Origin of the sequence: Bacillus cereus group sp. RP29, assembly GCF_040459765.1 — a bacterium.
GTDB lineage: Bacteria > Bacillota > Bacilli > Bacillales > Bacillaceae_G > Bacillus_A > Bacillus_A paranthracis.
On the sequence record NZ_JARVHN010000001.1, the window covers coordinates 3,376,039 to 3,397,575 of the forward strand.

Here is a 21,537-nt window from a genome sequence, read left to right on the forward strand (position 1 = left end):
TTATTACACATTATGGACAACTCCTTTTTTTTAGAACCAAAACAAATAAAAAAGCCAATGAAAAATCATTGACTTTAACGCGCTGCTTTTTTCTTTTTGAAATACTTTAAACCGAAGTATAGAGCAACAAAGAGAACCGCTCCTATAATTATGTAATGTGTGTAGTCAGATGCATACTCTTTAATATGTCGCCAATTTCCACCAAGCTTTTCACCTAAATATATAAATAGTATTGACCACGGAATAATCGCAACTACTGTATACAGTGTGAATAGTTTTAATGGCATCTTAGCTAATCCTGCTGGAATAGAAATTGCATGACGTACGACTGGGATAAAACGTGCCGAAAAGATTACTCCTGCTCCGTAACGCTTAAACCAATTTTCTGCTATGTCTAAATGGTGTTTATTAATAAGCAGATATTTCCCATATTTCTCTACAACTGGACGTCCACCATAGTATCCAAGCCAATATAAAAAGATTTGGGCTAAAGTACCACCGATTGTTCCAGCAATAACTGCACCGACAAAGCTAATTTTACCATCTGCGACTAAAAAGCCAGCATACGAAAGTACAATTTCACTTGGGATAATTTCAATCATTAAAGCTAGCGCTACTCCAAAGTAACCTAAACTTGCAAAAAATTGCAATAACTGATCTATTATGCTTGCTAACATCTTATTTTCTATCTCCTTTTTTCTTCACATACCATCTCATTATTACATAAAGGTTGCATTCTGCCAATATCTTCATGCCGACAATATCACAGGCATACGCATTATTAATCTATTACTATTTCTTTCTGAGGTTCTTTTATGTAGGCAAACATTTGTTTAATTTGCTCTTCTGTATTTCTAGCAATCGATAAATTAGGCAATTCATTTTCACCAAAAAACTCCACATCATCTGTTTCAATACTAGTTTTCTTTTCACCGCCAATAATTTTACAGCCAATAAAAATTTTATATACATGCGTTGCTGAAGGCGATGGTTGATGTTTTTCTTTATCAAATATAGCGAGTAACTTAAAATGATCTACCTCATAACCTGTCTCTTCGAAAACCTCTTTTGCTGCTACTTCTGTCGGCGTATAACCGATATCAGCCCATCCACCTGGCAATGCCCATTTCCCATCACTTTTTTCTTTCACAAATAATAACTTTTCATTTTGAAAAACGACTGCTCTTATATCGACTTTAGGTGTTTGATAGCCTGTCTCACTTGCAAATAACTTCTCTACAACTTCCCAATCTGTCTTTGTATAATGTGACATCATCGAAATGGAAATATCCCGTAATTGTTGGAAACGTTCTATATCATACACATCCTTAGAATACGTTAAACCCGCTTGAGCTATAGATTGTATTTGTTTTACCCAATCAATCCATTTTACCGTCATGTTTCCACATCTCCATCCTTTATTAAGTATATATTACGCCAATTCTACCAATACTTCTTTATTATACAAAAAAAGAGATTGATAATGTTCCAATCTCTTTCAAAATTAATCCAATTCATGTAAATGATCTTGTATATACTTTCTTCTTTTATTTATATATTCCTCAATCATATCAGCTTCTTGATCAAATATTTCTAATTTTCCTTTCATATATGGATCTTGTAGTAAATAAGGACGAATCGACTCACACAAACTTTCTACTTTCGGCATCATAAATGAAACGGTAAATTGTTCTTCTAATATTTCTTCCAAAATACCTCGGTATTGCTTTCTAAATACAGGTATATCTAACAATCTTGCACTTAACGTGTTATAACCTTGAATACGAATATATTCATGATTAAGTGGTCTCCCTTGTACATCTCGCCCCCAAGTCGCATCATAATCCCACGGTATTACTTCAAATAAATTTGTTTCATCATTATGATATAGTGCATAGTTATGAACGAAACCATCAAAGTTTTGTGTAAAAATAACGCCAGCTAACCATCGTAAATATTTATCAACATGCAAAAACTTCCCAATTTCTTTTTCATAAGATTCCCTCGACAAAGCGTTCGCTTGAAATACAAATTCACTCAGCTGTTCTTCACTATTTTCATTCGAGTATTTAAATTCATAACCCGCAAAGAGCTCGGTCTTAACATCTTTATCTCTCTCACTCATTAAAGAAAAATTCGCATCATCATCTATCGCATAATAAATAGAACCACTCGGTAATCCTCTATTTTTCAAAAAGTTTTCGTCAACTGATTCTAACTGTAAATATACACCTTGAATTTGACCATTAATTTTTATAAACACATGTTGTGATTTCGGTGAAAGTACACCAATATCATGAAAAAAGTCTAAAGATAATTTATTTCGTATGAGAGACGGATCCATAAACTCAGAATTTAAATGAATCTCTTTCGCACCTTGAAATTTTTTAGGCTTATAAAACATAACATGATAAGATTTTTTCTCAAATTCACGAATATGAGCACCACGGTATACGATATCAATATCATACTTCTTTTTTCCATAAGTTAATTTTGCTGGTACTGGACTGTCTGACCAAATGTCTTTTTTCAATTCCACTAAGTACATTGGATGAATAAAAAAATCATATGAAGGTAGCATGTTTTCTCATCCCTTCTCAGTTCTCTTCATTCAATGTATGCAACTCGCCTTGTCCATACATCCGCTATCATCTATTTATATAAAATTACACTCTTGTCCTGTTCAGAAAGATACCTACATACATATCCTGTTAAGGAAAAAGAATACCTTTTCAACTTAATACATGATAAGGAGGATTTCTATGAAACGTGATATTAGAAAAGCGGTTGAAGAAATCAAAAGTGCTGGGATGGAGGATTTCTTACACCAAGATCCAAGTACTTTTGAATGCGATGATGATAAATTCACTCATCATACTTGTACAACCGGATGTAAATGTACAACTGGGGGTAAATGTCCAAGAACAAGATGTACTCGCGTGAAACATTGTACGTTCGTTACAAAATGTACGCATGTGAAAAAATGGACATTTGTTACGAAATGTACTCGTGTACGCGTTCAAAAATGGACGTTCGTTACGAAAGTGACGCGTAGAAAAGAATGCGTTTTAGTTACAAAACGTACTCGCAGAAAACATTGTACATTCATTACAAAATGCATACGCTTTGAAAAGAAATTTTTCTGGACTAAACGAAGTTTCTGTAAAAAGTGCGAATTCTTCCCGCATAGACACGGTGGCTCTTGCGATGATTCATGCGATCATGGTAAAGACTGTCACGATGATGGACACAAATGGAATGATTGCAAAGGCGGACATAAATTCCCATCTTGCAAACACAAGAAATTTGATCACTTCTGGTATAAAAAACGTAATTGTTAGTTTTTATGCCTACAAAAAAAGGCCGTTTTGCGGCCTTTTTTACGTTTATCCCGCTTTATTGAAAATGACTTATATCTGCAAATTGCTTCACTTCACCTTTACCATCTTCAAATTCTATTATACTGAGACTAGCACTATGCATAAATGGATCATTCCACACATTTTCTATTTCAATACCCGCAAAATGTCCTACAAGTAATTTTGCTGCTGCCGCATGGGAGACAATTAATATACTTTCTCCTTTATGCTTTTCTAAAAGAATCTGCATCCCCTCAATTACCCTTTTATGAACAGCCTCAAAATTTTCTCCTGATGTTGACTGAAAAAGATGTGGCTCATACCAAAATAACTGTATGTCGTCTGGATATTGCCTTTCTATATCATCAATTGTCTGTCCTTCCCATATACCCATGCTAATTTCATAGAAATGCTCATCCGCGATTATCGGTATATCACGTTCTCCCTTTATTAACTCTGCAGTATGAAGGGTTCTTTCACTCGGACTACTATAGATTGCATGAATAGATAAATCTTTCATTCGCTCTCCTAATTGCTTAGCTTGCAGTATACCATTTTCAGTTAAAGCAGAATTTTTCCGTCCTTGCATTCGCTTCGCTACATTCCATTCCGTTTCACCATGCCTTGTTACATATACCGTTGTCTTCACTTCAATTCCCCCTTACCATGTTGGCCGCAATTCCCACGGTTCTACTCGTCCTACAATCCATTCATTACATTTACGTTCAATTCCTTTTATTACCCCATCCGATATTTCTTCATGAGTAAGCCATCTTGCGTATGTATCTTCTAATATAAAACCTAAAATTATTCTATGATAGCTACATCGCGTACCACCTATTTTTTGTGAGGCTATTCTCGACGCTTTACTGCCTAAAATATGAAAAACTTCGTATGTTTCAGGCGACAAGTCTAATTCTCTACAAATAAGTGATAACGCATCTTTTGCACTTGAGTGTATCCATGCGACAACTAATGTTATTGGGCCATTCCGCTCAATTGTGCTTTTAATAGCTACCTTTACATCGTCATCATTATGATAATCTAACGGAAGGCATGTGATATTTTCTGGTATAGCACTCTCTCGTTTAACATTTTCTAATTTCACTTCATCTCTTCCAATAATAGAAACATGAAACCCTTGCTCACAAAGCCACATAGACACCCTCTTTAGCATTCCTGTTCCACCAATTACTAGCGCATGCAACTTTCTTTGCCCCCCTTAATAAAACGTCATATGAGGTTTATCTTCCCTATAATAATTAAGCCTGTCTTGCAATGTCCCTGAATGAAACTCAAATTTGTGGCCGTCAGGATCAACAAAATAGATAGATTCACAGTCCCTTACATCCCGTTCTCTTCCTTGTAAAATATGAACATCGTTTTCCTCTAATCGCTGCAGTAGACGTTCAAAGTCTTTCTGTTCAACAGAAAACGCAATATGCGTATAAGATTGATGAATCTCATTTCTTGGAATATGTATTTCTTCATTAAGCGCTATCCATACTCCACATATATTAAAATATGCAAGTTTTCTTCCTCTAACTAATAATTCTCCTTCCAATACTTTTTCGTAAAATGTAATAGAATCTTCTAAATTAGATACTGAAAAACAAAGATGATTGATTCCTTTTAACAACTCTAATTCCTCCTATACAAATAAAAGATGAGCGAAAATTCTCTCATCTTTTATTATACTATTTTTTTGTAATATATGCCCATTTATAACTGAAGTCCCCACCAAACGTATGATTTGCAATACCTTTTACGTATGGTTTCTCTAAGTATGCGGTACTTTGTTGGTACGTAGGAGAAATGGCAGCATCTTGACCAATTAAGATTTTTTCCGCTTCTGCAAGTGCATTCCAGCGTGCTTTATCATCTTTTAATAGCTCTCCTTTTGATTTTGCTACTAACTCATCATACTTCGGATTAGAATAGTCCATTTCATTAAATGAGCTGCCAGTAACAAACATATCAATATAAGTCATTGGATCTGGGTAATCTGGACTCCATGCAGATAACGAGAATTCATATTCAAATTTCTTTTCTAAATCCAACTTCTGCTTATATGGCTGTTGTTTTAAATTCACTTTAATACCAGGTAAGTTTTTCTCTAACTCTTCTTTAATAAAGTCTCCTACTTTTTTACGACTACCGTTATCATCATTTAGTAATTCTACTGTAATTGTATCTTGGCCAAGTTCTTTCTTCGCTTCTTCCCATATTTTTTTTGCTTTTGCTGCATTATCTTTACTGTCACGGAAATTTTTATTTACAGTACGGAAATCTTTCCCATCAGGTCCTGTCGTAAATTTTTCAGGTACTAAGAAATATGCTGGCAATGATCCGTCATTTAAAATAACATTTGCAATTCCTTTTTTATCATATGCTAGATCAATTGCTTCACGAACCTTTTGGTTTTTAAACGTTGCATTTTTTTGGTTAAATCGTAAGAAATACATACGCGGATCTAACTTCGTTTTAAATTCATCTGGCTTATTCTTTTTATATTTATCAACAAATTCAGAAGTTAAAATAACACGGTCCGCTTGATCACTATCATATAAATTTACTCCTGTGCTTGTTTCCTTCACAATATTCACATTAATTTCTTCTAACTTCACAGTATCTTTATCCCAATAATTAGGATTTTTCTTTAACTGATAACTTCTTTCATGTTTCCATTCACTCATCGTAAACGGTCCATTATATAATAATTTATCTGCTTCTAATCCGTATTTATCTCCTTGTTCTTTCACATATTTTTCATTTAAAGGGAAGAATGTTGGGAATGAAGTAAGCTCAAGAAAATATGGTGCTGGTTGTTCTAATTCTACTACTAACGTTTTATCATCCTTCGCTTTCACTCCTAATTGATCTAACGGTAACTCTCCTTTATTTACTTTCTGTGCATTTTTCACATCAAATAAAATAAATGCATACTCAGCTGCCGTTGCTTTATCTAATGTACGTTGCCATGCATATACAAAATCTTGCGCTCGAACTGGATCACCATTTGACCATTTTGCATCACGTAATTCAAATGTATATGTCTTTTTATCTTCACTAATTTTCACATCTTTTGCCATACCTGGAGTTGGTTTATTATCCTTATCTAAACGATATAATCCTTCCATTGCATTTACAAAGGCACGGAATGATACAGAGTCTGTTGATTTTGACGTATCCATTGAAGGAATTTCTGCTGTTTCTAGTAAGTTTAATACTTGCTTATCTGCTACCTCCTTACCTGCTTCTTTCTTCGTTGTAGATGCCTTCTCCCCATTTCCGCAACCTGCAACTAATATACTAGTCGATAATGCAACTGCAGCAATCGTTGTTACCTTTCTCTTCATTGTTCCTTCCCCCAATCTATATGTATAAATGAAAGCCAGTATAATACATATTATTATACAAAAGATTCAGATTATTTCAAATATTATTTTCGTATATACAAAAAAAGAAGCGGATAGAGAGCTCTACTATCCACTTCTTTTTCTTTTACTTGTAATCCATCCTCTATGTCAAATGGATTTTGAACTTTAAATATTTCGTCCATTATCTTTAAAAATTCTTCCTCATTTTTAGATTCGCCATTAATCATAAGTGAGTATGGCTCAATCTCACCCAATTTATAATCAACAACAAATTGGATCGTAACCTTTTTCTTCGACATATCCGGACTATCCCCTTGGAACTCTACCAATTCTAATCCTTCAGTGCCACGATAATATGCCCAACCCGGATTTCTAAAATAATTTTCAAACGATTCACCAATTGAAAGGAATGGATATTCATATAGCGAGCTTGTACGAACTTTTTGAATAATATCTCGATCAGTCGGGAAAAAGAAATGGCTGATAAAAATACTAGCAACCGCTAAAATCGTAACAATTGTTGCTCCCATTTTACTCGTTCCACCACTATCACGAATGAGGTACTTTTCAACCGATCCATCTTGAATTTCTCTTGCTTTTATTCGATATATACGCCTTTCTGCAAATTGATAATATAATCCATTCGCAAAAATCGCCATTCCAAATAAAATAAAAACGAGTAATAGAAACGTAAGAGGCACCATATTAATGATCGGCAATGCTACGTTGAAGCCCATATAATAAGAAAACGCATCACACGCTAATAATAACACTACAAATAAAGCTGCAGGTAAATAATACTTACGATATCCGAGCCAACCTACATTGAAAATAGCTGCCCAACCATTCCAGCTCCACCTAGCAATCCGCTTTTCCTCAAGCTCCCATTTCCTTTTGTAATACGGATATTGTCTCCCTACATATACTTCTAATTCCTTGTCTATTAGCGAGCTTCCTTCACTCTGTTCAGTATGCAAATTCCGCTGGCAACTTTCACAATTCAGCTGATTTCCCTCGCAAAGTTGCCCACAATTTATACATTTCAAAACAATCCCTCTTCCCATCCATACGTCATTTCAAAATACCTTCGTGTTTTAATAACCACTCTTTCCTCCATAAACCACCCGCATACCCAACAAGTTTTCCGCTCTTCCCTATTACACGATGACACGGAACGATTATTGAAATGGGATTGCGACTATTTGCTCCTCCTATTGCTCGTACAGCTTTCGTATTTCCGACCTTCTCGGCAATATCTAAATATGAAGCACTTACGCCATAAGGAATCGTATAGAGCGCATCCCATACGTTTTTTTGAAATGATGTTCCCTCAGCAGACAGCGGAACTGTGAACTCTTTTCTCTTTCCCTTAAAATATTCATCTAATTCATTTATACATTGATCTATCATTTCATTTGTATGTTCTTCTTGTCTCTCATCAACAAATATAACAGACGTAATTCCTTTATCGTTCGCTGTAATTTCTAGCAAGCCTAATTCACTTTCATAATAAGCCTGATACATATGCCATCCTCCAATTCAATTCATATTTGTTATTGTAACACGAATAGACAAAATTTTTCGTATAAGCGTTTTATTCGAGAAACAAAAACGAGAATGATACAATGTAAGAAAATTCAATCTAGGAGGCTATTGGATGAATTACAAACTTTTTTCACCTTATACAATTAAAGACGTTACATTAAAAAACCGGATTGTTATGTCACCTATGTGCATGTATTCATCGAAAAACGAGGATGGCCAAATAACGAATTTCCATCTTATTCATTATGGAACAAGAGCTGCTGGTCAAGTTGGTTTAGTTATGATTGAAGCAACAGCCGTGTTACCTGAAGGTCGAATTTCAAATAAAGACTTAGGCATTTGGGATGACAGTTTAATTGAAGGCTTACATAAAGCGACAACTTTTATACACGATAATGGTGCAAGAGCTGCCATTCAACTCGCTCATGCTGGAAGAAAAGCAGAATTAGAAACAGATGCGTTAGCTCCTTCAGCCATTCCATTTAATGAAACAATGAAAATGCCAATAGAAATGAGCAAACACCAAATTAAAGATACTGTATTAGCTTTTCAGCAAGCTGCAGTACGATCCAAACAAGCTGGATTTGACGTTATTGAAATACACGGTGCTCACGGTTATCTTATTAATGAATTTCTTTCTCCACTTACCAATAAGCGGACTGATGAATATGGTGGTTCACCTGAAAATCGATATCGTTTCTTACGTGAAATCATTGAATCGATAAATGAAGTTTGGAACGGACCGTTATTTGTTCGTATTTCAGCAAATGATTATCATCCTGACGGGTTAACAGTTCAAAATTATGTACAATATACAAAATGGATGAAAGAACAAGGAGTAGATTTAATCGATTGTAGCTCTGGGGCTGTTGTACCTGCGCGCATCGATGTTTACCCTGGGTATCAAGTACAATATGCTAAACATATTAAAGAGCATGCTAACATTGCAACTGGTGCAGTTGGATTGATTACGACCGGGGCACAAGCAGAGCAAATTTTAAATAATAACGAAGCAGATTTAATTTTTATCGGACGTGAGTTACTTCGCAATCCTTACTTCCCAAGAATAGCCGCCAATGAACTTGGCTTTGAATTAGAAGAACCGTATCAATACGAGCGAGCGCCTGGGAAAATCAGTACAAATAAATAAAACCGAGAAGCTTTTCTTCTCGGTTTTATTTATTCTATCGTTGTAATTTCATTCGAATTATAAATGTGGATACCTGATTCTTCTCGCAAAGCAGTTATATACATCCCTTTTGCCACATCTTTAGCGGAAATTGGTTTATACTTTTTGAAGGCTCCTTTAAATATAAAAGGAATCATACGAGATAATTTTTCCGCCATTCTTTCACCAAAGCGAAATTCTTGTCGATTTCCCACTAATAAAGATGGCCTAAAAATGTGAATACCACCAATTACTAACTTTTGCAATTCCTCTTCCATTCTTCCTTTCACTTGTGAATAAAAGAAAAACGATTTAGGATTCGCTCCCATTGAGGACACAACAAGGAAATTTTGCACCCCTTGTTTTTCAGCTAAACAAGCCGCTCGTAACGTATATTCATAATCTACCTTTTTGAAATTAGCTTTCGTTTTTGCTTTTTTGATTGTTGTTCCTAGACAACTAAATACGTCATCTACAGCAAAGAACTCTTTATATTCCTCTAATGCCAAATAATCTACTTGCTTTTGCTGTAACTTTTCATGTTGCCATTGCATTGGTTCTCTTACAAAAATAGTAACCGAATCGTAGTAATCTGATTCAAGTAATAGACGCGTTATCTCTTGCCCAACTAAACCACTTGCACCAAGTACTAACGCTGTTCGCTTATTCATATATGCATATACCTCTTATTTTACTTTTCTCTCCTTTAGTAACATACAACTTTTAGGAGTTTCCTTCTCTCATTTTACCACAAGTAAAGCACTATGCGTACGCATAGTGCTTTACTCACTCTTTTTTCTCATCTTTCTCTCGTAATTTTGTTACGGTTGATGCATCTCCTAAATTACTTATTAATCTTCTTAAAAAAATTAAGACTACGGCTAATGGTAATACTACCGCTAATATCAATAAAATAGCTTCCATTAAGTAACCCAAACACTCAGCCCCCTCTACACCCTCCTTTCATATATATGAACACAGCGTTGTCACATATGCATGTATTCGCAAAAATAACACACCTATATTTGACAACTTTATAACAAAATCAAATCGGAATGATTATTATTTATTGCAACTTTATAAAAGATGTATTATACTAAGTTCGCAAACTGAAACGTAATTATTCCGTTTTGTGTTAAAATGATATTTTTCTTCTATAATTGGGGAAAATATATCCGTAAAAAAAGAAAAGAGGAGAACTTCATGCCTAAAAGATTGACTATATTTTCATTCTTACTTATTTTCACTTTAATTTTTACTGGCTGCTCAAATACAAAAGAAGGTAATGCCAAGAAAGACGGAAAGCTAACTGTTTATACAACTATTTTTCCTCTTGCAGATTTCGCAAAAAAAATTGGTGGCGACTATGTAACTGTTGAAGCAATTTATCCGCCTGGTGCCGATTCTCATACATTTGAGCCAAGTCAGAAACAAACAGTACAAGTTGCAAAAGCCGATTTATTCGTTTATAACGGTGCTGAATTAGAACCATTTGCTGAAAAAATGGAAAAAACATTACAAAAAGAAAACGTTAAAATTGTAAATGCATCAAAAGGTATTGAACTGCGTACTTCTACTGAAGAAGAGCATCATGATCACGGAGACGGCCATAAAGAGGATGAACATCATCACGATAAAGACCCACACATTTGGTTAGACCCTACTCTAGCAATGAAACAAGCAGAAAAAATTAAAAATGCACTTGTAGCATTACAACCTGACCATAAACAAGAGTTCGAAAAAAACTTTGCAGCACTTCAAACAAAATTTACTGATTTAGATGATCAATTTAAAGCAGCAGTTGCGAATGCAAAAACGAAAGATATTTTAGTTTCTCATGCGGCTTATGGATACTGGGAACAACGCTATGGCCTGAAACAAATTGCTATAGCCGGTATTTCAGCTTCTGATGAACCATCTCAAAAACAACTTGCTGACATTACAAAAACAGTAAAAGAACATAATCTAAAATATATTTTATTTGAAACATTTTCTACTCCAAAAGTAGCATCCGTTATTCAAAAAGAAACAGGTACAAAGATTTTACGCTTAAATCACTTAGCTACTATTTCTGAAGACGATGCGAAAAATAATAAAGATTACTTCACTTTAATGGAAGAAAACGTAAACACATTGAAAGAAGCTACTAACTAACCAACTTTTGATAAGAAGCTGAATACGACATTCAGCTTCTTTTTTTATGTGTTTCTGCTTGACTTGACCAAAATAACAAGTAAAATTATCCATATTAGCTTTTAAGCTATATTAATTTAGAAGGTGAGTTGGAATTATGACTCTTCACATTTGTGAAGTAACAGAAAAAAATTGGCGTTCGGTAGCTGCTTTAAACGTCGCAAAAGACCAGCAACAATTTATTGAAAGCAATGCGTTTTCTTTAGCAGAATCATTATATGAGGGAAACGGAACGTCAGTAGGTTTATATGATGGAGAAACACTTGTAGGATATGCAATGTATGGATGGTATTGTGAAAAACGTAAAAGCGTATGGTTAGACCGCTTTATGATTGACCAACAATATCAAGGAAAAGGATACGCAAAACGTTTCCTTCGCTTGCTTATTCAATTCTTACAAAATAAATTTGAATGTAAAACAATTTATTTAAGTTTACACCCAGACAACAAACTTGCAATGGGATTATATGAGTCATTTGGCTTCCGTTTAAATGGCGATATTGATGATGAAGGCCCTGTTGTAGGTGTTGTAATGGAGTTACTTTTAGATGAACATACAAACCTGTGAAAACAGGTTTTTTTAGTCCTTCGTTTTTGGCAATCTAGTATTTTTCTACAAAACACTTAGTTAAGTCCAAAAAATAAGCCTGCAATAAACGCAGACTTATTTCACACACTCCTCGAAATGTGCTTGGAACCATTCTTTATTAATATCTTTTCCGATGAAAACAACTTCACTTACTCGATCTTCGCCCTCTTGCCACTCTCTATCATACGAAGCAGCAAATAACGTATGTACGCCTTGGAAAACGATACGTTTATCCACTCCATCAATCGATAAAATTCCTTTGTAGCGATATAAATATTCTCCTAGTTCTTGAACGACAGCTGACATCCACTCATTTAGTTTTTGTAAATCTAACGGACGCTCTTCGCGTAGTACAAACGATTTTACACCTTCTAAATGATTATGCTCTGTATGAGGATAAATTTGTAACGTATCTTTCGTTTTAAACGTTTGAATTTGTAGTAACGATGGAATATCCACATCACAATTAGTCGACTGAATTAACTTTGCAGTCGGGTTTATTCCTTGCAATTCATGTAAGAGATTTTCTTTTTCACTCTCTTCAATTAAATCTAACTTATTCACTAATACAACATCAGCAAATGCAATTTGTTCTTTTGCTTCTAGCCCTTTTTCAAAATGTTTATGTATATGATAACTATCTACTACTGTTACAACACCATTAATTTGGTATGCAGATTGAATAACAGGATCTAAAAAGAATGTTTGAATAATAGGACCTGGATTTGCAAGACCCGTCGTTTCAATTACTAATCCATCAAAGTCCATTTTCCCTTCTGCTTTTACGTCCAGTAATTGTTTTAACGCAACGAGTAAATCCTCACGTACAGTACAGCATAAACAGCCGTTTGTCATTTCCATAATTTCTTCTTCAACATTCATAATCAACTGATTATCAATACCAATTTGCCCGATTTCATTTACGATCACCGCCAATTTCTGACCGTGATTCTCTGATAAAATGCGATTTAATAATGTCGTTTTCCCTGATCCAAGAAAACCAGTTAATATTGTTACTGGAATCATTTTGTACCTCTCCTTATAGCTATATGTTTCTACATTATAGCATATAGAAAAAATCGTTTTTGTAGCAAAACATATTTATTGTATGTACGACACTGTAACTATATAATAATATGTAGCAAGAAAGCCTTTTCAAAATATTATTCATTCATCAAGGGGGCACTTATAATGGAACGAGTTCAAATGGCCGAAACACTCGAATTTTCTCGTATGATTCAAGGTTTTTGGCGTTTAGCAGAATGGAATATGACAAAACAAGAATTACTTTCTTTCATTGAAGATTGTATGGATATGGGAATTACTACTTTTGATCATGCTGATATTTATGGCGGTTATACGTGTAAAGGACTGTTCGGATAGGCATTACAACTAAAGCCTTCCTTACGTGAAAACATGCAAATCATCACAAAATGTGGAATCGCTCCCCCATCACCGAAATTTCCAGAGCGTTATGTTGCTCACTACAACACTAGTGCAAAACATATTATTCAAAGTGCAGAAGCTTCACTTAAAAATTTACATACAGATTATATTGACGTATTACTTATCCATCGTCCTGATCCTTTCATGGATCCAAATGAAGTGGCAGAAGCGTTCTCACGCTTAAGACAAGAAGGAAAAGTTCGTCATTTCGGTGTATCTAACTTTTTACCTTCCCAATTCAATATGTTAAGTTCATACTTAGATTTCCCGCTTATTACGAACCAAATTGAAGTATCAGCTCTGCAGCTTGAGCATTTTGAAAAGGGAACAATTGATTTATGTCAGGAAAAACGAATCAATCCAATGATTTGGTCACCTCTTGCTGGCGGAGAAATCTTTACTGGTCAATCAGAACGTGCTGTACGTGTACGTGAAACTGTGCAAAAAGTTGCTACTGAGCTAGGTGTTTCTAGTATCGATACGGTTATGTATGCTTGGTTACTTGCACATCCAGCTAAAATGTTGCCAATCATCGGCTCTGGTAAATTAGATCGTGTTAAAACAGCCACTCTTGCTACAAAAGTTAACTTAGACCGTCAACAATGGTTTACAATTTTCGAAAGCTCTAACGGACATCCTGTACCATAATACACAAAAAGAAGAGCCGTTTCTCTACAGCTCTTCTTTTTCATATGTATTTCTAGTCATCGCAAATACACACATATCCCTTAAGCCATTTCCATCTACTGCAACACTCGCACTTTCTAAAACACCCTCTAATTTAAAACCTAATTTCTCAGGGATCGCTCTACTTTTCTTATTTAAAGAATCACAACGAATTTCTACGCGGTTTGCTTTCAGTTCAGAAAAAGCATAGTCTGTTATCCCCTTTGCAGCCTCAACCATATAGCCCTTTCCACTAAACCTCGAATCAATCCAATACCCGATTTCAAATTGGGGTATATCCCAATTAATGCGATGCAATCCGCTAGATGCGATAAACTCGCCTGTTTCTTTCGAAAAAACTAGTAATCTTAAGTCCTCACGCTGTAAAAATTGAATATGTGATTTTCTAATACTCACTTCTACTTCTTCCTCTGTTTGCTCTTTTTGTGCAAAAACCATCCATGGTTTTAATTCTTTCATAGAAGCTTGAATGGCATCGTATACAGCTTTACCATCACCTGGTTTCGGCATTCGAATCAATAGCCTTTCAGTATAAAATTCAGAAGGAAAATCGAATAATAATGGATTCACTGTAAACACTCCCTATAATTCTTTTATATATAATAATATCCATCTCAAACTATACAGTAAAGAAATTTCTGAACTTTATACATTTAATTCATTTACATCTACCGCAACACGAACGCCAGATTCAATTGCCCCTTGTATCCATCCGTGATATAACGTTGTATGGTCTCCAGCAAAGAATATTCTTCCCTCTGGTTTGACAATCGCTGGTTGCAACTCTGATTCTTGACCTGCCTGAAATAGAGCAAACCCTCCAAGTGCATATGGATCCAACGTCCAACTTTTTGATATACCTGATAAGAATTCATCATATACTTGACCACCTAATATCGTTGCTAAGTTTTGTAATGTGTAATAAATACGGTCACCCTTTGATAAGCCATCCCATAACAACGCATCATAAGACCATGTATAGCTTCCTAGCATCATAGCTGGTCCCTTCTCTCCAATTCCATAGCTTGGATAATAGGCGTAACGAATTGGCAAATCTGTTATAATTCTGCCACCTAACTGTCCTTGTTCTTCCCAAAATCGACTTTTAAATTGAATTCCTATTTTTGTCGCTGGCATATAATGCAATTCACGAATTGCTTTCCATTTCTCATGAGATATAGAATCAAATGGATCTACTTCTACAAACCGCATTGTCGAAAACGGAATGGTAACAATAACTAAGTCCCCTGTAATACTACTATATTCAAACGTTTCTTCGTTTCGATAGAAAGCTGTCACACCATTATCATGCTGATGTAGCTTCATTAATTTTTGATTATATATAATATCTTCCTCTAATTGTGGTAAAAAAGATTTTGGCAATCTATCATTACCGCCTATTATTTCACAAAATCCGCTCTCCTCTTGCATAATGTATAAAAAACGTAATGTCTCAACGAATGACCTTTCTAAAAAACCTTCTAAATCCAACAAAACGCCAATCATCTCAATTGTTACTGGTGAAAAGTAAGTATTATATTGATAAGGGTGATACTTTAAAAATTGTCCTGTAGAGTATCTGCCAAAATCATTTACTACAACATCCCAATTTTTCTCTGGGTTCTTTTTAATAAAATTTATAATAGGCTGTACCGCTAACAATAATAGCTCCTCAGATGTTTTCCCAACTTCATTCATTTCCACAGGATACTTTAATATACTTGGCTCTTTTTCATATTGTTTTAATGTCGTTTTTCGGCCGTTTACGTAAATAATATCAGTCTCATTCCTATTAATAAAAGGGCCTACCTGTAGCCCAAATTTTCTTATATATGCCATCGTTAATGTATGCGAATACGGAATTCTCATCGCCCCTACATCCAAATATAAACCGGTATCTTCCATTCTAACTGTCTCTATGCGGCCACCTACCCGGTTGTTTGCCTCAAAAATCTTCACTTCATGTCCCGCAGCTTTTAATAAAGATGCCGAAACTAATCCAGCCATGCCAGCCCCTACTACAATAATTTGCTTCGGACTCGTCGTCTTCTTTAATCCTTTATTTATAATTTTTAACGTTTCATCCATCTCCGTGTTATACATTATATCTTTCTGCACAATTCCACCCCTTACTTCATCAAATGGGCATTAGTCGTTTAGTGCATTTTATTCATAAATTTCCATAAACATAACAACAGAGCAAGTTGAATATTCACTGAAAATACATAAGAGATCGCTCTCACATCTCTTCACGCTTCGTATAATATAGCAACAGCAAATAAGGAGTGGTTAAAAATGAAACCAACTTACGACTACAATGCTACAAAAAAGTATTTAGAAGAAAAGAAACAACAGCTATGCAACAAACTTAGTAATATGCATCTATCTAAAAAAGAGCGTGAACAAATAAAACTTGAGATTGATAACTACGAATATATTTTAAATGTAGTCGAAATGAATCATTATGAACGAGGATTTTTACATTAAAAGTGGATATATAATTTATCCACTTTTTATTTTGAGCATTTCATTACGCATTTTTCGTAAGTAAATATATAATAGGATGTACATTAAGATTGAGAGGTATATTCTATGATCAAATTAAGTGTATTAGACCAATCCCCTATTTCAGATGGTAGTACGGCAGCCCAAGCTTTTTCACATACAGTTACGCTTGCACAAGAAGTTGAAAAACTCGGATATACACGCTTTTGGGTATCAGAGCATCACAATTCTGTAAGCCTTGCTGGTTCAAGTCCAGAAATACTTATTTCTCATATTGCAGCAAAAACGGAGCGTATGAGAGTTGGTTCGGGTGGTGTTATGTTACCTCACTATAGCCCGTATAAAGTTGCTGAGAATTTCCGTGTTTTAGAAGCGCTTTATCCAAATCGTATTGACCTTGGTGTCGGCAGAGCACCTGGTGGTATGCCCATTGCAACTCGCGCACTTCAAGAAGGAAAAATGGTCTCACTTGATCAATATCCAGAGCAAATTGCAGATGTTGCAATGTACTTACATGATCAAGTACCAGAAAACCATCATTATGCAAATTTAAAGGCTACTCCTGTAATTCCCACATCTCCTGACATGTGGTTGCTTGGCTCTAGCGGAGAGAGTGCAAAGATTGCCGCACAACAAGGTGCTTCCTTTGCATTCGCACAGTTCATAAACGGATACGGTGGACCCGAGGTAATGGAGGCCTATAAAAAACAATTCCAACCTTCCTATTTAGGAGATAAACCAAAATCAATCGTAGCTATTTTTGTTATTTGCGGAGAAACAAATGAAGAGGCGGAAAAAATTGCTTCTAGTTTAGATTTATCAATCTTATTACTAGAACAAGGAAAGCGTACAACTGGTACTCCTTCTATCGAAACTGCTCAAAATTATTCATATAGCACGTATGATTTATTCCGTATAAAAGAAAATCGTCAACGTATGATAGTAGGCGATCCGTCTTCTGTAAAAGAAAAAATCATAAACTTAAGCAAAGCGTACAATACTGAAGAATTTATGATTGTCACTATTACTCATCGATTTGAAGATAAATTGAATTCTTATCGCTTATTGGCAAATGCTTTTAATTTATAATTTTAAAAAGGAGATACATCACATATGATGCATCTCCTTTTCTTACTACTTATTGTTTTCATTCCCTATATATTCAATAGCTTCTTTCAATACCTCTTCAAAGTGAATAGGATAATCATGATTTAAGTTAGGTATAATTTTATACTTATGTTCTATATTCTTATCTCTTAATAATTGTACAAATTGCTGTGTGCATTCGAAACAATCTTCATCTTGATCACCGCAGACTATATATCCCTTTATATGTTTATCCTGTAGTACTCCCAGCAACTCATTCCATTCTTCAACCTCTGGAAGCCACGGTGCCATAAAAATAAACCCATCCACAGCTATATCTTTTTGTAAAATTGTATATAGAGCTACTCTTGCTCCAGCAGAAAAACCACCAATTATTACATGTTCTACTGTACGGTTCTCTATAAGCTTATCGTAATGCTCTTTTAATTCTTCTTTCCCTCTATGTAAATCATCCCATACAAACCCATCTGAAAACTGGATTTTCGAAGACTGTGGTAAAGCTAACGTATAATTTTGTGCCAAAACAGATTTCCAATATGGTTCTATTATTCCTATATTTTCTTGATCACCGTGCATTGCAATAAATAGTTTTTCTTTTTTCTTACTTTCTATATATTTCACATCTGCTCGTTCTGTTTTCTTTGCTAACTCTTCTCTTTCTTTACATAATTGAACCATTTGATGAAACTCTTCAAATTTATGTAGTGGTTTTAAATCGTCGTCCGAAATTAAATACTCATTTCCATACCAAAAACCCTTTTCTATAATAGCTTCCTTCATTAAATGCAACGCTTCTTCTTCAAGTCCTGCTGCACTCGCTAATGCATATTTAAAATTATATATTTGAGCCTCATTCCCTACTATACCTTTAGCATGCTCCATTATATAAGTGTACGCTTCTAAACTTCCTTTACTTGCATAGCAATGTAACGTTTCATTTAATAATTGAATGTAAGTCATACCATTTTTCATACATCTACTCCCCCGTAACCTGTTATAATATTTATGTCTCAAACCTTTATATCATTCTGTAATCGTTATATAACTCAAGCTAACAATAACTTTATTCTTAAAATGATACTCAATTATTACTCCTCTTTACCCAATAAATTTAGTATAAAGTTTAATAGACTGAAAAATAAATATTTTTACAACCAAAAAAAAGACAACAATATATTTATTGTTGTTCTCAATACATCTACCCACTCTTTTGTTTTTTTCTATCTGGTTTACTTGAAACTAAATAATGTTTTTCTGAAATATATAAGTCTCTTTTTAATATACGATCTAAGTAAGGTCCTAGTTTCATTCCGCATATGAGGCGATCTTCACTACCTTCTACAATTGGAAACATTTCTTTTTCTGTTACATACTGATCTACTGCCTTTTGTACAATATCAATTTCTTTCACTAGGTTTAAGTTTTCTTCTGTATGTTCAAATACCTCAAGCGTTTCCTTCGTAATAAGAAAATGGTTTGTTGGAAATGCAGGTAAATACGGCTTTAACAAATCATAATTCACTGTATAATCATCATTTACTAATACTGTATAAACGATATTAGCATTCTTTTCTAGAAACTTAGCCATCGCTTGTTCCAATTCATCTTTCGTAATTTCACGCTCTTCTTTTCTAGTTTTGAAAAAGCGAAACATCGCATCGCCTCCTTTTTACTATATTATAGCATAAAAGAAAACTGAAAAATCACAAAAAAGTCATTGAAAGAATTTTTCAATGACTTTTTTCTTTATATTCTTATATTTATCCCGCTTTAATGGGCAGTAAGCCCCCACTGATTAAAGTTTCACTTTATTTTAAGAACGCACTTAGCATCCATACATGTTGTTCTAATGTTGTATGAATTGCTAACAACATGTCCGCTGATGTTTCATCTCCAGCTTCACCAGCAACTTCCATGCCTTCTTTTAGTTCTTGAATAAGTGCTGAGTAATCATTTACTAATGTTTGCACCATTTCTTCTGCAGATTCCTTGCTTGTCCCTTCATTCACACTAGATGTTGCAAGATATTCTTTCATTGTCGCTAACGGCTTACCTTCCAATGCTAAAATACGTTCTGCTAATTCATCAATATACGTTCCAGCTTCATTGTAAAACTCTTCAAATTTCTCATGTAATGTAAAGAAGTGTGGTCCTGTCACATACCAGTGATAATTATGTAGTTTCACATATAACACATTCCAGTTTGCTACCTGCTTGTTTAATACTTCAACAACATTTGTTTTCGTACTCATACAATCCACTCCTCTTATCATTTTGTAATGATTATCTTTTCATAACCTAGTTACATGTTACCATACATTTCCTATCCTTTCGAACGATTAGCTTATATGTAACAAAGTTTTAACACCTTTAATATTTCCCTAATATGTATTAATTCATGTATGTTTTCAAACACTTCATACGTCTAATTGTCCAAGCTCATACATATGCATAATAGTAAATCAAGCTCATCGTAGTAGAAAGAGGGATAACATGGACAATCAACAATGGCAAGTAGCAAAGAAAGTCGCTGCTACTTATATTGGAACAGTCGTTGGAGCTGGATTTGCTACTGGACGAGAAATTGTTGAATTTTTTACAGTGAACGGATTTTATGGAACTATTGGTATATGTGTAAGTGGATTTTTTTTTATTTGGCTTGGCACAAAGATGATGTTACTCTCCTCGCAAATCGGTGCATTTTCAGCGCAAGAATTTAACAAATACTTATTTGGGGATGTATTTGGAAATGTTGTAAATACACTATTATTACTCGTATTATTTGGTGTAACGAGCGTTATGTTATCAGGCGCTGGAGCGGTATTTGAAGAGCAACTTCGTTTACCAAGACAACTCGGTATTTTCATTACAGTAATCGCCTGTCTCATTATAGGTAGTCGCGGATTACAAGGGGTTTTTGAAGTTAATACACTTGTCGTACCTATTATGATGATTTTCATTATCGGACTTGCTATTACAACGTTTTTTCACGGTACAACTCCTATTAGTAACACTATTCCTGCAGAAAGCTGGAATATGAAGTGGATAACTAGTCCTATTACATATGTCGCCTTAAATCTTTCTCTCGCCCAAAGCGTCCTCGTCCCGTTAGCCAGTGAAGTAAAAGATCGAAAGGCCATTTTATGGGGCGGTATTTTAGGTGGGGCAGGACTTTCTTTAATATTATTATGTAGCCATTTAGCTATCTTATCAGTCGACCAATTTTATCAATATAACATTCCAATGGCTGAAGTCATAAGAAAATTCAATGCCACTTTTCACTTTTTCTTTGTTCTTATCATTTTCGGTGAAGTATTCACAACTTTAGTTGGCAATGTGTTCGGAATGACAAAACAAATGCAATCCATCACTGGCTGGAAAAATAACAATATTATTTTCTTCATTTTACTAATAAGCTATTGCTTTAGTTATGTTGGTTACAGTGAATTACTCCACATTCTATATCCTATAATCGGGTGGGTTAGCATCGTTTTACTTCCGATTATTGCTTTTAAACAACTTCAAAAAACATAAAAGAAGCATCCATGTTATTGGATG

Annotated in this window: 24 protein-coding genes and 1 pseudogene; 8 read left to right on the top strand and 17 right to left on the bottom strand. The window is 34.6% G+C overall.

The genetic code is table 11. From position 1 onward, the window contains the following. Window positions 1–74: 74 nt before the first annotated feature. The 3 genes from uptA to cotH all read right to left on the bottom strand — a co-directional run bounded on the left by uptA (window position 75) and on the right by cotH (window position 2,581). Window positions 75–677 (bottom strand): undecaprenyl phosphate transporter UptA, encoded by a 603-nt coding sequence (uptA, locus tag QCI47_RS17985; protein WP_000881208.1) that lies wholly within the window; start codon window positions 675–677, stop codon window positions 75–77. Between the two features lie 104 nt (window positions 678–781). Beyond that, window positions 782–1,399, bottom strand: a complete 618-nt coding sequence (locus QCI47_RS17990) for an NUDIX hydrolase N-terminal domain-containing protein (protein WP_000216914.1) — start codon at window positions 1,397–1,399, stop codon at window positions 782–784. A gap of 105 nt (window positions 1,400–1,504) precedes the next feature. After that, window positions 1,505–2,581 (bottom strand): spore coat protein CotH, encoded by a 1,077-nt coding sequence (cotH, locus tag QCI47_RS17995; RefSeq protein ID WP_048556892.1) that lies wholly within the window; start codon window positions 2,579–2,581, stop codon window positions 1,505–1,507. A gap of 181 nt (window positions 2,582–2,762) precedes the next feature. Between cotH and exsB the strand changes: the two genes are divergently transcribed. Beyond that, window positions 2,763–3,341 carry an exosporium protein ExsB gene (gene exsB, locus QCI47_RS18000; RefSeq protein WP_000817501.1) on the top strand — a complete coding sequence of 193 codons (579 nt, stop codon included), beginning with the start codon at window positions 2,763–2,765 and terminating at the stop codon, window positions 3,339–3,341. Window positions 3,342–3,396: 55 nt separating this feature from the next. Here the strand turns inward: exsB and QCI47_RS18005 are convergent, their stop codons facing one another. From QCI47_RS18005 to QCI47_RS18030, 6 genes are all read right to left on the bottom strand, one after another. Beyond that, entirely contained in the window at window positions 3,397–4,008 is a 612-nt protein-coding gene (locus QCI47_RS18005; protein WP_061535803.1) for a phosphoserine phosphatase 1, read from the bottom strand. 12 nt (window positions 4,009–4,020) lie between these two features. After that, window positions 4,021–4,566 carry a short-chain dehydrogenase gene (locus QCI47_RS18010; protein WP_061535804.1) on the bottom strand — a complete coding sequence of 182 codons (546 nt, stop codon included), beginning with the start codon at window positions 4,564–4,566 and terminating at the stop codon, window positions 4,021–4,023. A gap of 15 nt (window positions 4,567–4,581) precedes the next feature. Next, window positions 4,582–4,998 (bottom strand): FosBx1 family fosfomycin resistance bacillithiol transferase, encoded by a 417-nt coding sequence (gene fosB, locus QCI47_RS18015; RefSeq protein ID WP_000911692.1) that lies wholly within the window; start codon window positions 4,996–4,998, stop codon window positions 4,582–4,584. 58 nt (window positions 4,999–5,056) lie between these two features. Next, window positions 5,057–6,718 (bottom strand): peptide ABC transporter substrate-binding protein, encoded by a 1,662-nt coding sequence (locus QCI47_RS18020; protein WP_061130924.1) that lies wholly within the window; start codon window positions 6,716–6,718, stop codon window positions 5,057–5,059. A gap of 83 nt (window positions 6,719–6,801) precedes the next feature. Then, complete coding sequence (locus QCI47_RS18025; protein ID WP_002170269.1) at window positions 6,802–7,785, bottom strand: DUF2628 domain-containing protein; 984 nt, start codon at window positions 7,783–7,785, stop codon at window positions 6,802–6,804. A gap of 25 nt (window positions 7,786–7,810) precedes the next feature. Beyond that, window positions 7,811–8,263: a methylated-DNA--[protein]-cysteine S-methyltransferase gene (locus QCI47_RS18030; RefSeq protein WP_000283892.1), complete on the bottom strand. Its 453-nt coding sequence runs from the start codon at window positions 8,261–8,263 to the stop codon at window positions 7,811–7,813. Window positions 8,264–8,396: 133 nt separating this feature from the next. Between QCI47_RS18030 and namA the strand changes: the two genes are divergently transcribed. Then, window positions 8,397–9,434, top strand: coding sequence for an NADPH dehydrogenase NamA (gene namA, locus QCI47_RS18035; RefSeq protein WP_353811903.1), 1,038 nt, complete (start codon window positions 8,397–8,399; stop codon window positions 9,432–9,434). 29 nt (window positions 9,435–9,463) lie between these two features. Here namA and QCI47_RS18040 read toward each other — a convergent pair whose 3' ends face one another. Both QCI47_RS18040 and QCI47_RS18045 read right to left on the bottom strand, forming a co-directional pair. After that, window positions 9,464–10,123 carry an oxidoreductase gene (locus QCI47_RS18040; protein ID WP_001042754.1) on the bottom strand — a complete coding sequence of 220 codons (660 nt, stop codon included), beginning with the start codon at window positions 10,121–10,123 and terminating at the stop codon, window positions 9,464–9,466. Between the two features lie 115 nt (window positions 10,124–10,238). Then, window positions 10,239–10,388 carry a hypothetical protein gene (locus QCI47_RS18045; protein ID WP_000540927.1) on the bottom strand — a complete coding sequence of 50 codons (150 nt, stop codon included), beginning with the start codon at window positions 10,386–10,388 and terminating at the stop codon, window positions 10,239–10,241. 267 nt (window positions 10,389–10,655) lie between these two features. Between QCI47_RS18045 and QCI47_RS18050 the strand changes: the two genes are divergently transcribed. Further along, window positions 10,656–11,606 (top strand): metal ABC transporter substrate-binding protein, encoded by a 951-nt coding sequence (locus QCI47_RS18050; protein ID WP_001126173.1) that lies wholly within the window; start codon window positions 10,656–10,658, stop codon window positions 11,604–11,606. 136 nt (window positions 11,607–11,742) lie between these two features. Beyond that, window positions 11,743–12,213 (top strand): GNAT family N-acetyltransferase, encoded by a 471-nt coding sequence (locus QCI47_RS18055; RefSeq protein ID WP_000172423.1) that lies wholly within the window; start codon window positions 11,743–11,745, stop codon window positions 12,211–12,213. 96 nt (window positions 12,214–12,309) lie between these two features. Here the strand turns inward: QCI47_RS18055 and QCI47_RS18060 are convergent, their stop codons facing one another. Further along, a complete protein-coding gene (locus tag QCI47_RS18060) occupies window positions 12,310–13,260 on the bottom strand; it encodes a CobW family GTP-binding protein (protein WP_000613439.1) in 951 nt (316 codons plus the stop codon). A gap of 165 nt (window positions 13,261–13,425) precedes the next feature. Between QCI47_RS18060 and QCI47_RS18065 the strand changes: the two are divergent. After that, a pseudogene (locus tag QCI47_RS18065) lies at window positions 13,426–14,328 on the top strand (aldo/keto reductase). Window positions 14,329–14,352: 24 nt separating this feature from the next. Here the strand turns inward: QCI47_RS18065 and QCI47_RS18070 are convergent. Both QCI47_RS18070 and QCI47_RS18075 read right to left on the bottom strand, forming a co-directional pair. Next, window positions 14,353–14,937 (bottom strand): GNAT family N-acetyltransferase, encoded by a 585-nt coding sequence (locus tag QCI47_RS18070; protein ID WP_001068763.1) that lies wholly within the window; start codon window positions 14,935–14,937, stop codon window positions 14,353–14,355. 75 nt (window positions 14,938–15,012) lie between these two features. Beyond that, the gene (locus tag QCI47_RS18075; protein WP_001168138.1) at window positions 15,013–16,485 is read right to left on the bottom strand and encodes a flavin monoamine oxidase family protein; all 1,473 of its coding nucleotides are present in this window, start codon (window positions 16,483–16,485) and stop codon (window positions 15,013–15,015) included. A 177-nt stretch (window positions 16,486–16,662) separates the two neighbouring features. Between QCI47_RS18075 and QCI47_RS18080 the strand changes: the two genes are divergently transcribed. Continuing rightward, window positions 16,663–16,854 carry a DUF3896 domain-containing protein gene (locus QCI47_RS18080; RefSeq protein WP_048556901.1) on the top strand — a complete coding sequence of 64 codons (192 nt, stop codon included), beginning with the start codon at window positions 16,663–16,665 and terminating at the stop codon, window positions 16,852–16,854. Window positions 16,855–16,959: 105 nt separating this feature from the next. After that, window positions 16,960–17,961, top strand: coding sequence for an LLM class flavin-dependent oxidoreductase (locus QCI47_RS18085; RefSeq protein ID WP_000594051.1), 1,002 nt, complete (start codon window positions 16,960–16,962; stop codon window positions 17,959–17,961). Between the two features lie 45 nt (window positions 17,962–18,006). Here the strand turns inward: QCI47_RS18085 and QCI47_RS18090 are convergent, their stop codons facing one another. The 3 genes from QCI47_RS18090 to QCI47_RS18100 all read right to left on the bottom strand — a co-directional run bounded on the left by QCI47_RS18090 (window position 18,007) and on the right by QCI47_RS18100 (window position 20,231). Then, window positions 18,007–18,951, bottom strand: coding sequence for an alpha/beta hydrolase (locus QCI47_RS18090; RefSeq protein ID WP_309422699.1), 945 nt, complete (start codon window positions 18,949–18,951; stop codon window positions 18,007–18,009). A gap of 226 nt (window positions 18,952–19,177) precedes the next feature. After that, entirely contained in the window at window positions 19,178–19,633 is a 456-nt protein-coding gene (locus QCI47_RS18095) for a DUF3939 domain-containing protein (RefSeq protein ID WP_000488196.1), read from the bottom strand. A 154-nt stretch (window positions 19,634–19,787) separates the two neighbouring features. Beyond that, on the bottom strand, window positions 19,788–20,231 hold the full coding sequence (locus QCI47_RS18100; RefSeq protein WP_000105198.1) for a Dps family protein: 444 nt from the start codon (window positions 20,229–20,231) through the stop codon (window positions 19,788–19,790). A 241-nt stretch (window positions 20,232–20,472) separates the two neighbouring features. On the opposite strand from QCI47_RS18100, the gene QCI47_RS18105 reads away from it, so the two are divergent. Further along, window positions 20,473–21,513, top strand: coding sequence for a YkvI family membrane protein (locus tag QCI47_RS18105; RefSeq protein ID WP_048552123.1), 1,041 nt, complete (start codon window positions 20,473–20,475; stop codon window positions 21,511–21,513). The last annotated feature ends 24 nt before the right edge of the window (window positions 21,514–21,537 follow it).

What these genes read in the sequence shown, in the direction of transcription:
- uptA (WP_000881208.1), bottom strand. Translation starts at nt 677, where the DNA reads ATGTTAGCAAGCATAATAGATCAGTTATTGCAATTTTTTGCAAGTTTA.
- QCI47_RS17990 (WP_000216914.1), bottom strand. Translation starts at nt 1,399, where the DNA reads ATGACGGTAAAATGGATTGATTGGGTAAAACAAATACAATCTATAGCT.
- cotH (WP_048556892.1), bottom strand. Translation starts at nt 2,581, where the DNA reads ATGCTACCTTCATATGATTTTTTTATTCATCCAATGTACTTAGTGGAA.
- exsB (WP_000817501.1), top strand. Translation starts at nt 2,763, where the DNA reads ATGAAACGTGATATTAGAAAAGCGGTTGAAGAAATCAAAAGTGCTGGG.
- QCI47_RS18020 (WP_061130924.1), bottom strand. Translation starts at nt 6,718, where the DNA reads ATGAAGAGAAAGGTAACAACGATTGCTGCAGTTGCATTATCGACTAGT.
- QCI47_RS18030 (WP_000283892.1), bottom strand. Translation starts at nt 8,263, where the DNA reads ATGTATCAGGCTTATTATGAAAGTGAATTAGGCTTGCTAGAAATTACA.
- namA (WP_353811903.1), top strand. Translation starts at nt 8,397, where the DNA reads ATGAATTACAAACTTTTTTCACCTTATACAATTAAAGACGTTACATTA.
- QCI47_RS18040 (WP_001042754.1), bottom strand. Translation starts at nt 10,123, where the DNA reads ATGAATAAGCGAACAGCGTTAGTACTTGGTGCAAGTGGTTTAGTTGGG.
- QCI47_RS18050 (WP_001126173.1), top strand. Translation starts at nt 10,656, where the DNA reads ATGCCTAAAAGATTGACTATATTTTCATTCTTACTTATTTTCACTTTA.
- QCI47_RS18055 (WP_000172423.1), top strand. Translation starts at nt 11,743, where the DNA reads ATGACTCTTCACATTTGTGAAGTAACAGAAAAAAATTGGCGTTCGGTA.
- QCI47_RS18060 (WP_000613439.1), bottom strand. Translation starts at nt 13,260, where the DNA reads ATGATTCCAGTAACAATATTAACTGGTTTTCTTGGATCAGGGAAAACG.
- QCI47_RS18080 (WP_048556901.1), top strand. Translation starts at nt 16,663, where the DNA reads ATGAAACCAACTTACGACTACAATGCTACAAAAAAGTATTTAGAAGAA.
- QCI47_RS18085 (WP_000594051.1), top strand. Translation starts at nt 16,960, where the DNA reads ATGATCAAATTAAGTGTATTAGACCAATCCCCTATTTCAGATGGTAGT.
- QCI47_RS18090 (WP_309422699.1), bottom strand. Translation starts at nt 18,951, where the DNA reads ATGAAAAATGGTATGACTTACATTCAATTATTAAATGAAACGTTACAT.
- QCI47_RS18095 (WP_000488196.1), bottom strand. Translation starts at nt 19,633, where the DNA reads ATGTTTCGCTTTTTCAAAACTAGAAAAGAAGAGCGTGAAATTACGAAA.
- QCI47_RS18100 (WP_000105198.1), bottom strand. Translation starts at nt 20,231, where the DNA reads ATGAGTACGAAAACAAATGTTGTTGAAGTATTAAACAAGCAGGTAGCA.
- QCI47_RS18105 (WP_048552123.1), top strand. Translation starts at nt 20,473, where the DNA reads ATGGACAATCAACAATGGCAAGTAGCAAAGAAAGTCGCTGCTACTTAT.